This window comes from Chryseobacterium sp. CBSDS_008 (genome assembly GCF_049959325.1).
Lineage (GTDB): Bacteria > Bacteroidota > Bacteroidia > Flavobacteriales > Weeksellaceae > Chryseobacterium.
The window spans coordinates 526,485-539,246 of the sequence record NZ_CP188202.1; the positions used below are offsets into that span (position 1 = coordinate 526,485).

Genomic DNA, 12,762 nt, shown 5'->3' on the forward strand with positions numbered 1-12,762 from the left:
AGAATTAAACAATAACTGTATATGAATGTAAGAATATCAAGAAGCGTAGGAGTGGTTGCCGTCCTCTATTTTACGGCCAACTTCAGTGCCCAGACCAACAAGGCGAAGGACACACTTGCCAAAGAAAACAAAATAGACGAAGTGGTAGTCATTGGTTACGGAACTCAGAAAAAGAGTAATGTCACAGGAGCTATCGCGAGTATTAAAGCAAGCGACATTGAAAGTATTCCATCTGGTAAACCAGAACAGGTATTACAGGGAAGGGCAGCTGGTGTTTCGGTAGTGACCAACTCAGGACAGCCTGGTGCTGCTGCTACTGTACGGGTAAGGGGAATTACCAGTTTTGGAGCGGGAAGCAACAGTCCTTTATGGGTAGTAGATGGTATTGTTGTAGACAATATCGGATGGCTTAACCAGTCGGATATAGAAAGTATAGAAGTACTTAAAGACGGAGCTTCATCTGCAATCTACGGAGTCTCTGCAGCGAAAGGGGTAATTCTTGTGACAACCAAAAAAGGGAAAAAAGGAAAACTGACTCTTTCTTACAACGGATTCTATGGTTTCTCAAATGCATCCAAAAAACTGGATCTGTTAGATGCAACACAATATGCAAAAATCATTAACGAAGGTTTTGTAAACGATGGAGGAACTCCTAGATTTACCAATCCTGAATCATTTGGAAAAGGAACCAACTGGCAGGATGCTATTTTCGGAACAGGTGAAAAATCTTCTCACGAAGTAAGCATTACAGGAGGGAATGAAAAATCCACCTACTATACTTCCTTCGGATATTTTGATCAGTCTGGTATTGTATTGAGTGATATTTCTTTTTATAAAAGAATCAACGCAAGATTTAACTCAACCCATAAAGTGACAGACTATCTAACTATAGGGCAAACCTTTGCCTATACGCACGTGAAGTCTCAGGGAGTAAGTGCAAACGAAGAATTCGGAGGACCGTTGGCTTCAGCAGTTAACCTGGATCCTACGACTCCGGTTGTCGTGACAGATTGGTCAATGGTAGATCCAAGTGGTTATACCAATCCTTATATCATCCGGGATTCTGAGGGCCGTCCTTACGGAATTTCCCGATATGTAAACAATGAAATGACCAATCCTCAGGCTTTCCGCCATATACAGCAGGGTAATAATAACTGGTCAGATGATTTCGTGGGAAATGTTTTTGCAGAGCTTAAGTTTCTGGATCATTTTACATTCAAAACAAGCTTAAATGGGAAAAAATCCTATTGGGGAAGCCGCTCTTTTACACCGAAATATTATTTAAGTCCCAATTTTAACAATACCAACTTCAATAGTCTGAACAAGGTGGAGGAAAATAAATTTGAATGGAGTATGGAAAATACATTGACCTATCAGAATAAGTTCGGTGATCACAATATCAATGTCATGGTAGGTCAGGGAGTTTACCGATACAACATTGCTGGGGGAACCAGTTTGACCTATAGTAACCTTCCTATTGATAACTGGCAGGATGCCTCCTTCAACTTCGACATTTCCCAGGATAATATTACTGCGAAAGGATGGGATGGAATTGAAACCCGTAAAGCATCTTATTTCGGTAGGATTATTTACGATTACGCCGACAAATATTTGTTTACAGGAACAATCCGTAGAGACGGCTCTTCAAAATTTGCTACCAACCAGCATTGGGGAACTTTCCCGTCTATGTCACTGGGATGGAATGTACATAAGGAAAACTTCTGGCCGGAGAATAAAGTGGTTAATAACTTAAAATTAAGAGGAGGTTACGGCGTGTTAGGGAATGACGAAATGGATAATTTCAGATTTGCAAGTTTCATGGTTTCCGGTAGTAATTATACCAACTCCAGTAATAATATTATCATTGGGTATGCGAAAAGTACTCTGGAAAACCCTAATCTGAAGTGGGAACAGACCAGCCAGCTGAATATTGCTGCAGATCTGAAATTGTTCAACAATTTTACCTTGACAGCAGATTGGTATAAAAAGAAAACAACCGATATCCTCAGACAAATCAATATTCCTGGTTATGTAGGAGTTCCTGTTTTACCCTGGTCAAACGTAGGAGATATGGAAAACTCAGGGGTTGAGCTTGAACTAGGCTACAAGAAAAATTGGGAGGATTTCAGCATTTCGGTGAATGGTAACTTTGCTACCATAAAGAACAAGGTGCTTAGATTAGAGGATGATATTGAATATTTCAACCTGGCTTCTTTCCAGACCATGGGAGCGGTATCCAGAGTAGCAGTAGGACAACCCTACGGATCATTTTACGGACAAACATATAGTGGAGTTTTCCAGAATCAGGCCCAAATTGACAATTATGTAAATGCCAACGGTGTAAAATTATTGCCGGATGCAAAACCGGGAGATTTTATCTGGCAGGATAATAATGGAGACGGTAAAATAGATGACAATGATAAAGTAAACTTAGGAAGCTCTATACCAAAATATACTTTCGGACTTACCGTGAATATGAGCTATAAGAATTTTGACCTGATGATGTTTGCACAGGGGCAGGCGGGTAACAAGATTTTCCAGGGATTAAGAAGACTGGATATTCCTGATGCCAATTACCAGACGAGAATTTTAGACCGATGGACAGGTGAAGGATCTACTAATGATAATCCAAGAATCACCCGTAATGATCCTAACCATAACTATTCATGGATGTCTAATTATTACCTTCAGAAAGGAGATTATGTGCGTCTGAAAATTGTTCAGTTAGGCTATACCATTCCTCAGGATGTTACCCAACGCTTTGGAATGAGTAAAGTAAGACTGTATATCACAGGAGAAAACCTGCTTACTTTCACAAAATATACAGGATATGATCCGGAAATCGCCGGTAGAAATAACTCTGAGCAGGATATTATCGGCGTAGACAGAGCGTATTACCCTCAAGCCAGAACATTCTTAATAGGAGCTAATATTCAATTTTAATGACCAACAAAATGAAAAATAAGAATTTTATATATAAAGGACTTGCCGTAGCGTTTCTGACAGGTCTTAGTTTTACCAATATCGGGTGTAGTGATTCCTATCTGGATGATGTAAAGAATTCAGGATCTTTTAATACAGATTTGTATTTTCAGAATGAGCAGCAGTCTTTCAGTGCATTGATTTCTGTATATGATGGTCTAAGAAAATATTCGGCGGGATTTGAAAATACCGTTACTTTCTTTAATGCAGGATCTGATGATTTTTATTCCGGTGGAGGAAGTTCTAATGACGGAGCGGGTATCCAGGGAATGAACAATTATATGATCAACCCAAATACAATGCCTGCCAGCTATTGGAGGGATTACTACCAGGGAGTTGCACGTGCTAATCTTTTGATAGAAAGAGTTCCGGGGGCAAATATGAATGAGGATCTTAAAAAAAGATATATCGCAGAGGCTAAAGTTCTTCGTTCTTTATATTATTTTGAATTACTGAGAATGTTTGGAAATATTCCTTTGATTCTTAATACCATAAAGTTTGATGATAATTACTGGAATGTTCCACAGGCCAAGCCAAGTGAGGTTTATGCACAGATAGAAAGCGATATCATTGCTGCTATCCCAGACCTTATGATAACGCCAAGCATCAGTGATAAAGGACGGATTACGCAGGGAAATGCCAGAGCTATATTGGGTAAAATTTATCTTTATGATAAAAAAATGCCTGAAGCTGCTGCACAGTTTGCTATGGTAAATGGTACGCCAGGAGGAACCAGCCAGTATGGATACAAGCTTGTGGCAGATTATGCAGATTTATTTAAAGTTGCCTTAGAAACTGACCAGGATCCCAATAAATACAAATTCTTATCAGAATCTATCCTTGAAGTAATGCATACCAATAAAGGAAGCTCCGACTGGGGATTCTGGGGACAAGGGAAAGATGAAGGGAACTCTATCAATGTGATGGTAGGTCCTCGTTCTTATTCATTAACAGATATCCCTAATAATACTGCGCCGGACATCTATTCCGGATGGGCATTTAATACGGTGACAGAAAATTTTGTCAATTTTATGCAGGATGATCCAAGACTGGATGTTACCGTTTTCAATGCAAAAAAGCTGGTGACTGAGGGGAAAGTTACATATGCCCCTGCGTTTGCAGATACCGGATACTTCCTTAATAAATTTTTACCTACAAATGCTTTAAAAACTTCACTTCCAGGGCCTGCTGAATTGAATTTCAGACAAAATTATATCGCTATCAGATTAGCAGATACTTACCTGATGGAAGCAGAAGCTTTAGGAGGTACAGGTGCAAGAGCTCAGGCTTTATTAGATGCCGTAAGAGCAAGAGTCGGCTTAACACCGGTTCCCGTTTCTTTACAGGCCATCAAAGATGAAAGAAGAAGAGAGCTTGCAGGAGAAGGACACAGATGGTTTGACCTGGTCAGATGGGGAGATGCTCCTTCTAAGCTTGCCTTCAAAGGATTTAAAGCCAACAAAAATGAAATTCTTCCCATTCCTTTCAATGAATTGCCGAATACCGCTTTAAAACAAAATCCTGGCTATTAACACATGAAGTTTCACAACTTATATAGTTTCTTTAGAGGTGCCGCACTGCTTAGTGGTGTGGCCCTTTTTTCTTTGTCGTGTACATCACTTACTTCCAATAAAGGAAATGAAGTGCAGTACTGGCTTACAAAAGGTGATGAAAACGTAAAATTACAGCAGCAGACTCCGGTTAAATTTGTAAATACTTCCAATAGCTTTCAAAATATTGAAATTGATGACACCCAAAAATTTCAATATGTTGATGGCTTCGGATATACATTAACAGGAGGAAGTGTTGAGGTAATCAACCGGTTGTCGCCTTCCAAAAGAAAAGCACTGCTTAACGAACTTTTTGGAAATGATAATAACTCAATCTCCATCAGCTATTTAAGACTAAGTATTGGCGCTTCTGATCTTGATGGAGAAGTATTCTCGTACGATGATCTGCCTGAAGGACAGATCGATGCCTCGCTTTCAAAATTCAGTCTGGCAAAAGATAAAGCATTGATTGCTATGCTGAAAGAGATTGTAACGATTAATCCTTCTATTAAAATCATTGCTGCACCATGGTCTCCTCCGGTTTGGATGAAAGACAACGGAAAATCAAAAGGAGGAAGTTTAAAGCCTGAATTCTATGGAACCTATGCCCGGTATTTTGTAAAATATATTCAGGGAATGAAGAAAGAAGGCATCACTATCGATGCGGTAACTCCTCAGAATGAACCTTTGCACCCTGGAAATAACCCAAGTTTGTATATGCCGTCTGAGCAGCAGGGAGATTTTATTAAGAACCATCTTGGCCCGGCTTTTAAAGCCAGTGGAATTACCACTAAAATTGTGGTGTATGATCACAATTGCAACAAACCTGAATATGCCATTGATATTTTAAAAGATGCTGAAGCAAATAAGTATATAGACGGGTCTGCTTTTCATCTGTATGAAGGAGACATCTCTGCTTTAAGTACAGTACATGATGCTTTCCCTAATAAAAACTTATATTTTACCGAGCAATGGACAGGTTCAAAAGGCACTTTTACTGAAGATCTGAACTGGCACACAAAAAATGTAATCATCGGTTCTATGAGAAACTGGAGCAAAATAGCTCTGGAATGGAACCTTGCCAACGATCCGCAATTTGCCCCGCATACAGACGGTGGGTGCACAGAATGTAAAGGAGCCATTACAGTTTCCGACAGTGAGAATTTCACCAGGAATGTTTCCTATTATATCATTGCACACGTTTCAAAATTTATTCCTGCAGGATCTCAGCGTATCGCGTCCACACAGACGGATAAGCTTTCAACTACGGCTTTTAAGACTCAATTTGGGAAAATAGTTTTAATTGTGCAGAACGATAGCCCTTCAGATGAGAATTTTAATATTAAATTTGCCGGGAAAACCGCTGCTGTAACAATTTCAGGACGTTCTACAGCAACCTATATTTTTAATTTGATACTATGAAAAGAGTTTATTTCTTACTGGCATTTTCTGCATTTGGACTGAATGCCTACGGACAAAAAACAATCGATCAGAAAGTAGCAGAGCTGCTGTCTAAAATGACCCTGGAAGAAAAAGTAGGACAGATGGTTCAGTACAGCGGGTTTGAATATGCCACCGGACCACAGCATTCCAATTCAGCTGCCGTTTTGGATGAAATTAAAAAGGGAAAAGTAGGTTCCATGCTGAATGTTGCCGGATCAGAAGAAACCAGAGCCTTTCAGAAACTCGCCATGCAGTCAAGGCTGAAAATTCCTTTACTGTTCGGACAGGATGTTATCCATGGCTACCGTACCACATTTCCGGTGAATATAGGACAGGCAGCAAGCTGGGATCTGGGAATGATAGAAAAATCAGAAAGAATTGCTGCTACAGAGGCTTCTGCTTATGGTATTCACTGGACATTTGCTCCCATGGTAGATATTGCCAGAGATCCGAGATGGGGAAGAGTAATGGAAGGTTCCGGAGAAGATACATATCTGGGAACAAAAATCGGACTGGCCAGGATCAAAAGATTCCAGGGCAGAGGTTTGGGAAGTCTTGATGCGGTAATGGCCTGTGCAAAACACTTTGCAGCCTATGGAGCGGCAGTTGGCGGCAGAGATTACAATTCCGTTGATATGAGCCTCAGACAGCTGAATGAAACGTATCTTCCACCATTCAAAGCTGCAGCAGAAGCAGGAGTAGCCACTTTTATGAATTCTTTCAATGATATTAACGGAATTCCGGCAACCGCCAACCAATATATTCAGAGAAACCTTTTAAAAGGGAAATGGAATTATAAAGGTTTTGTGGTTTCAGACTGGGGAAGCATTGGAGAAATGGTACCTCACGGCTATGCAAAAGATGCTAACGAAGCCGCAGAAAGAGCAATACAGGGAGGAAGTGATATGGACATGGAAAGCCGTGTCTACATGGCAGAACTTCCAAAACTGGTGAAAGAAGGAAAAGTAGATCCCAAACTGATAGATGATGCCACGGGTAGGATTTTAACCAAGAAATTCGAAATGGGGCTTTTCGATGATCCTTACAGGTTCAGTAATGAAAAAAGACAGAAAGAGCAGACTGATAATCAGGAGAATAGAAAATTCGGAAGAGAATTCGGCTCAAAGAGTATCGTACTGCTTAAAAATCAGGGAAATATTCTTCCCCTTTCAAAAACGGTAAAAACAGTGGCCCTGATTGGTCCTTTCGGTAAAGAAACAGTAGCTAATCACGGTTTCTGGTCTATTGCTTTTAAAGATGATAACCAAAGAATCGTTTCACCGTTTGACGGAATTAAAAATCAACTGGATAAAAACGCCACTTTACTCTATGCTAAAGGCTGTAATGTGGATGACCAGGACAAAACCCAGTTTGCAGAAGCTATAGAAACGGCAAAAAAGGCAGATGTTGTGATTATGACGCTGGGTGAAGGCCATGCGATGAGCGGGGAAGCAAAAAGCAGAAGTAATATCGGGTTTACGGGAGTGCAGGAAGATTTATTGAAAGAAATTGCCAAGACTGGAAAGCCAATCATCCTGATGATCAATGCCGGAAGACCTCTGATTTTCAATTGGGCATCAGACAATATCCCTGCAATTATGTACACATGGTGGTTGGGAACAGAGGCTGGAAACTCTATTGCAGATGTTTTGTTCGGTACAGTGAATCCTGGCGGAAAACTTCCGATGAGCTTTCCGAGAACAGAAGGTCAGATTCCGGTGTATTACAATCATTATAACACGGGAAGACCTGCAAAAAATAATACAGACAGAAACTATGTTTCAGCGTATATAGATCTTGATAATGATCCCAAATACCCATTTGGATATGGTTTAAGTTATACGGATTTCAAATATTCTGATATGATTTTAAGCTCTGCAACCCTTACAGGAAATCAGACATTAAACATCAGTGTTAACGTTTCCAATACAGGAAAGTATGATGGAGAAGAAGTGGTGCAGCTTTATATCAGGGATCTTTTTGGAAAGGTGGTAAGACCGGTAAAAGAGCTGAAAGGTTTCCAGAAAGTATTTATTAAAAAAGGAGAAAGCAAAAAAGTAGATTTTAAACTGACCTCGGAAGATCTGAAGTTCTTTGATGATGAGCTGAATTTTGACTGGGAAGGCGGAGAATTCGATATCATGGTTGGGACAGACTCTCAACATGTTCAGACCAAAAGAATTACCTGGACAAAATAATTGAATGAAATTGAATTCAATAGAGGTGGGCTATAATCCAGAGCCTAGACGAAGGAAGCCCGCTCAAACAAACGTCAGAAAATGGCTTTAGCCAAAATTTTAACCTATTACACTTGAAAATCAAATTCAAAAATATAATCAGTATTTGTGCAGGAGGAATTGTCTTCCTTTCCGCCTTCAACTGTGCATCAAATAAGCCTGATGCCGGGAGAACGCTGATTTGGAGCGATGAATTTAATGGTAAAGGCCTTCCGGATTCACTAAAATGGAATTATGATACCGGAGGAAGCGGTTTTGGAAATGAAGAGGCTCAGTTTTATACCAGAAACAGGCTTGAGAACGCCCGAATGGAAAAGGGAAATCTCATCATCGAAGCTAAAAAGGAAAACTGGGAAAACAAAAAATATACTTCCGCAAGATTGTTAACCAAAGGAAAATTTGCTTTTCAGTATGGTACAATTGAAGTACGGGCAAAGCTCCCAAAAGGCCGCGGAACGTGGCCTGCCATCTGGATGATGAGTGAAAATATGAAGAAATGGCCGGATGACGGTGAGCTGGATATCATGGAGCATGTCGGTTATAACCAGGGATTCATCCATGCTTCTGTGCATACCAAAAAGTACAATCATATCCAGGGAACACAGAAGACAGACACCCTTTTTGTAAAGGATGTAAGCGAAAAGTTTCATGTCTATAAAGCAGACTGGACACCGGAAAAAATAGATGTTTATATAGACGACCGGAAATTTTTCACCTATGAAAATAAAGAGAAAAATGATGAAGCATGGCCTTTTAACAGACCTTACTTTATCATTCTAAATCTTGCAGTGGGTGGATTTTGGGGTGGAAAAGAGGGCATTGATGATGCTGTTTTTCCACAGAAGTATTACATAGACTACGTAAGAGTCTATCAAAATAAATAATGAAAATGAGGGCCATATGGTCCGGAAACAGAAAAAATCATGAGAAAATTAATTGTAAGTTGTTTTGTAGTAGGCGTTGTCATCAATGTCAATGCTCAGAATTATTGGAAAAAAAATGCGGGAAAAACAGCTAAAGTGATCCTTACCAATTCGAAAGCGAATGAAAAGATGGTAGATAAAGGAGCCGTTAAATTTGAACAATTCGGACAGCCCAAAGAAACAGAGGCCTGTATTTTTGTGGCTCCCCATTTTAAATATCAGAAGCTGATAGGAATCGGTGGAGCTATTACCGATGCATCGGCAGAAACTTTTTATAAAATGCCAAAGAACAAGCAAAAGGAAATTCTGGATGCCTACTTTGGAAAAAACGGTTTGGGATACACTGTAGTTCGTACCAATATGAACTCCTGTGATTTCTCCAGTGATTCCTATACTTATGTAGAAGATAATGATACTTCGCTGAAGACTTTTAATATTGCTCATGATGAGAAGTATAAAATCCCGATGATTAAAGAAGCACAGAAGGCGATTGGGAATAACTTCACCTTTTATTTCTCTCCATGGAGTCCGCCGGCCTGGATGAAATCCAATAAAAGCCTGTATAAAGGCGGAAGGCTGGAAAATCAATACTATCAGACCTGGGCTGATTATTATATCAGATTCATCAAAGAATACGAAAAAAGAGGAATTAATATCTGGGGTCTGACGGTTCAGAACGAACCCATGGCAACCCAAAGCTGGGAATCATGCATTTATACTGCCGAAGAAGAAGGTGAATTCCTGAAAAAGAACCTGGGGCCAACCCTGTGGAAAAACGGTTATAAAGATAAAAAAGTCATGATCTGGGATCACAACAGAGATCTTATTTACCAAAGAGCAACCACTACTTTAAGCGATCCGGAAACATCAAAATATGCCAGCGGTATCGGCTATCACTGGTATGAAACATGGAACAACAAAACACAGCTTTTTGATAATCTGGCAGAAACACACAGAGCTTTTCCGGATAAATTCCTGGCATTCACTGAAGGCTGTAAAGAACAGTTCAGTATGGATAAAATCTATGATGTAAGTTTAGGAGAGTTGTACAGTAAAAACATGCTGAATGATTTCAACAAAGGAAATGCCTTATGGACCGACTGGAATATTCTGCTGGATGAAACCGGAGGACCTAACCATAAAGGAAACTTCTGTTTTGCCCCGATTATTGCAGATACTAAAACAGGGGAAGTTTTCTACACCTATGAATACTATTACATAGGGCATGTTTCAAAATATATTAAGCCGAATGCACAGAGAATCGGAAGTTCTTCCAACAGAGCAGCGTTGACATCTTCTGCTTTTATGAATGAAAACGGACAGCTGGTAACCGTTATCATGAATGATTCAGACAACGATATCGAAACAAATCTATGGATTGAAGGAATGGCTGCCAGGCTGAATGCTCCTGCACACTCTATACAGACTGTAATTTTATAGTATCATATTAATATTATTTTTGACAGACCCGGCGGCCTCTTCGAGGCCGCCGGGTTTTTCTCTGTACAATAAAGCCCACATTAAAACAGAAGACCCGTGAAAGCTTTCACGGGTCTTATTTTATTCACGAACTTGCAGTCCGTTATTTTTCAGATAAATGATTATTCAGTATCATACTTACTGATTACTCTCTGGGTAACTCCTGAGCTGCTGAAACCACCATCATGGAACAGGTTCTGCATCGTTACTTTTTTAGTTAGATCAGAGAATAAAGTGACACAGTAGTCTGCACATTCAAGAGCGGTAGCATTTCCTAGCGGAGACATATCTTCAGCATATCCAAGGAATCCTCCGAAACCTTTCACACCACTACCTGCGGTAGTCATTGTAGGAGACTGAGAAACCGTATTTACACGTACTTTTCTTTCACCCCAATAGTTTCCGAAAGTTCTTGCAATACTCTCCAGATAAGCCTTGTTGTCAGACATATCATTATAATCAGGGAATGTTCTCTGAGCCGCGATATAAGTAAGCGCCAAAATGCTTCCCCATTCGTTCATACAGTCTTTTTCCCATGCTACACGCATTACCTTATGGAAAGAAACAGCGGAAATATCCCAGCCTTTTTCCAACCAATCGTAGTTCATTTCTGTATAATGTTTTCCTTTTCTCACATTGATAGACATTCCGATAGAATGAAGGATAAAGTCGATTTTCCCAAATTTTGCAACAGCGGCATCAAAAAGTTTTTCGAGATCTTCTATAGAAGTAGCATCAGCACCTATTACTTCAGAACCTGTTTTTTCTGCTAAACCATTAAGTTCTCCCATTCTCAAAGCAATAGGAGCATTAGATAGAATAAATTCAGCACCTTCCTCATGGCATCTTTCAGCAACTTTCCATGCGATAGATTGTTCATTAAGGGCTCCAAAAATAATTCCCTTTTTGCCTTTAAGTAAACCGTATGACATAATTTTTTAATGTTTATTATAATACAAATGTAACAATAATTGCGCTTATGGCATAATAAAAAATGGAGCCTTATCAATTTAAGACTCCATTTTATTGAAAATATTTATATGACTGAAATACTAATTGGTTTTCTTATTCCATTCTGCCTTCACATCTTCCGCCGCATCTTTGGTTTTTTCCCATGCTTCATCTGCTTTATCCTTGATATCCTCCCACGCATCGGATGCATTAGCTTTTACCCTGTCTAGCCAGTCTTCCTGGCTGGCTTCCTGATCATTATCTCTCTTTTCGTTGATATAATCTTTGGCCCTGTCTGCCAATTCATTGATTTTCCATTTGGTTTTGTCCGCTGCATTCTGCAAAGAACCTTCTACATTATTTACTGCATTTTCCGCTTTGTTGTACTCTGAATTGTTCATAATAGTATAATTTTAGTTTGGTATAAGTAATTAAACAATAACCATTCCTAAAACAGGACACCTCTGTTAAACTTTTCATAATCTTTTGTTATATTTTTCCAAATCTGTAGTAACTTTAAAATATAAAATTTGATAACGATGGAAAAAATTCGCTGCGGCTGGTGTGAAAAAGATGACCGCTACAGAAAATATCATGACGAAGAATGGGGAAGACCCGTCTATGACGACGAAACAATTTTTGAATTCCTGATCTTAGAAAGCTTTCAGGCCGGATTGAGCTGGTATACTATTTTGTCTAAAAGGGAAAACTTCAGGAAAGCTTTTGATCATTTTGATTATCAGAAAATAGCTGCATATTCTGAAAAAAAGATTGAAGAATTAATGAATAATCCCGGAATTATTAGAAACCGGCTTAAAATTCTGTCAGCAGTCATCAATGCTCAGAAATTTATGGAAGTTCAAAAGGAATTTGGAAGTTTCTCCAAATATATCTGGGACTTTATTGGTGGAAAACCTATTGATAACAGTCCTGAAAAGCTGTCAGATGTTCCGGCAACTACAGAGGTGTCTGATCGTATTTCCAGTGATCTTAAAAAAAGAGGATTTAAATTTGTAGGCTCTACGGTGGTGTATGCTCATATGCAGGCTACCGGAATGGTAAATGACCATTTAAAAAACTGTTTTGTCAGAAAATAATTGTCAATGTTTATTCAATTTTAGTGATTTTTTTGTTAATAATATAGAACGCTAATCGAAAAATCAACATTATTTTGAAAACATATTCAGTTATAGAATA

At 39.2% G+C, this 12,762-nt stretch carries 9 protein-coding genes; 7 read left to right on the top strand and 2 right to left on the bottom strand.

Translation table 11 applies throughout. From position 1 onward, the window contains the following. Window positions 1-21 precede the first annotated feature (21 nt). The 6 genes from ACP3T3_RS02285 to ACP3T3_RS02310 all read left to right on the top strand — a co-directional run bounded on the left by ACP3T3_RS02285 (window position 22) and on the right by ACP3T3_RS02310 (window position 10,575). The gene (locus ACP3T3_RS02285; protein ID WP_426478317.1) at window positions 22-2,943 is read left to right on the top strand and encodes a SusC/RagA family TonB-linked outer membrane protein; all 2,922 of its coding nucleotides are present in this window, start codon (window positions 22-24) and stop codon (window positions 2,941-2,943) included. 11 nt (window positions 2,944-2,954) lie between these two features. After that, on the top strand, window positions 2,955-4,514 hold the full coding sequence (locus ACP3T3_RS02290) for a RagB/SusD family nutrient uptake outer membrane protein (RefSeq protein ID WP_426478318.1): 1,560 nt from the start codon (window positions 2,955-2,957) through the stop codon (window positions 4,512-4,514). Window positions 4,515-4,517: 3 nt separating this feature from the next. Then, window positions 4,518-5,954 carry a glycoside hydrolase family 30 protein gene (locus tag ACP3T3_RS02295; RefSeq protein WP_426478319.1) on the top strand — a complete coding sequence of 479 codons (1,437 nt, stop codon included), beginning with the start codon at window positions 4,518-4,520 and terminating at the stop codon, window positions 5,952-5,954. Then, on the top strand, window positions 5,951-8,173 hold the full coding sequence (gene bglX / locus ACP3T3_RS02300) for a beta-glucosidase BglX (protein WP_426478320.1): 2,223 nt from the start codon (window positions 5,951-5,953) through the stop codon (window positions 8,171-8,173). Before ACP3T3_RS02295 ends, bglX begins: the two co-directional genes overlap by 4 nt. A 113-nt stretch (window positions 8,174-8,286) precedes the next feature. Then, window positions 8,287-9,096 (top strand): glycoside hydrolase family 16 protein, encoded by an 810-nt coding sequence (locus ACP3T3_RS02305; protein ID WP_426478321.1) that lies wholly within the window; start codon window positions 8,287-8,289, stop codon window positions 9,094-9,096. A 39-nt stretch (window positions 9,097-9,135) separates the two neighbouring features. After that, a complete protein-coding gene (locus ACP3T3_RS02310) occupies window positions 9,136-10,575 on the top strand; it encodes a glycoside hydrolase family 30 protein (protein ID WP_426478322.1) in 1,440 nt (479 codons plus the stop codon). A gap of 161 nt (window positions 10,576-10,736) precedes the next feature. Here the strand turns inward: ACP3T3_RS02310 and ACP3T3_RS02315 are convergent, their stop codons facing one another. Then, window positions 10,737-11,546 (bottom strand): enoyl-ACP reductase FabI, encoded by an 810-nt coding sequence (locus ACP3T3_RS02315; protein WP_047375319.1) that lies wholly within the window; start codon window positions 11,544-11,546, stop codon window positions 10,737-10,739. A 120-nt stretch (window positions 11,547-11,666) separates the two neighbouring features. Next, window positions 11,667-11,966, bottom strand: coding sequence for a hypothetical protein (locus ACP3T3_RS02320; protein WP_426478323.1), 300 nt, complete (start codon window positions 11,964-11,966; stop codon window positions 11,667-11,669). A gap of 138 nt (window positions 11,967-12,104) precedes the next feature. On the opposite strand from ACP3T3_RS02320, the gene ACP3T3_RS02325 reads away from it, so the two are divergent. Continuing rightward, window positions 12,105-12,662, top strand: coding sequence for a DNA-3-methyladenine glycosylase I (locus ACP3T3_RS02325; RefSeq protein WP_426478324.1), 558 nt, complete (start codon window positions 12,105-12,107; stop codon window positions 12,660-12,662). The last annotated feature ends 100 nt before the right edge of the window (window positions 12,663-12,762 follow it).

Coding starts and splice junctions, on each gene's coding strand:
- ACP3T3_RS02285 (WP_426478317.1), top strand. CDS start 22: ATGAATGTAAGAATATCAAGAAGCGTAGGAGTGGTTGCCGTCCTCTAT.
- ACP3T3_RS02290 (WP_426478318.1), top strand. CDS start 2,955: ATGAAAAATAAGAATTTTATATATAAAGGACTTGCCGTAGCGTTTCTG.
- ACP3T3_RS02295 (WP_426478319.1), top strand. CDS start 4,518: ATGAAGTTTCACAACTTATATAGTTTCTTTAGAGGTGCCGCACTGCTT.
- bglX (WP_426478320.1), top strand. CDS start 5,951: ATGAAAAGAGTTTATTTCTTACTGGCATTTTCTGCATTTGGACTGAAT.
- ACP3T3_RS02310 (WP_426478322.1), top strand. CDS start 9,136: ATGAGAAAATTAATTGTAAGTTGTTTTGTAGTAGGCGTTGTCATCAAT.
- ACP3T3_RS02315 (WP_047375319.1), bottom strand. CDS start 11,546: ATGTCATACGGTTTACTTAAAGGCAAAAAGGGAATTATTTTTGGAGCC.
- ACP3T3_RS02320 (WP_426478323.1), bottom strand. CDS start 11,966: ATGAACAATTCAGAGTACAACAAAGCGGAAAATGCAGTAAATAATGTA.
- ACP3T3_RS02325 (WP_426478324.1), top strand. CDS start 12,105: ATGGAAAAAATTCGCTGCGGCTGGTGTGAAAAAGATGACCGCTACAGA.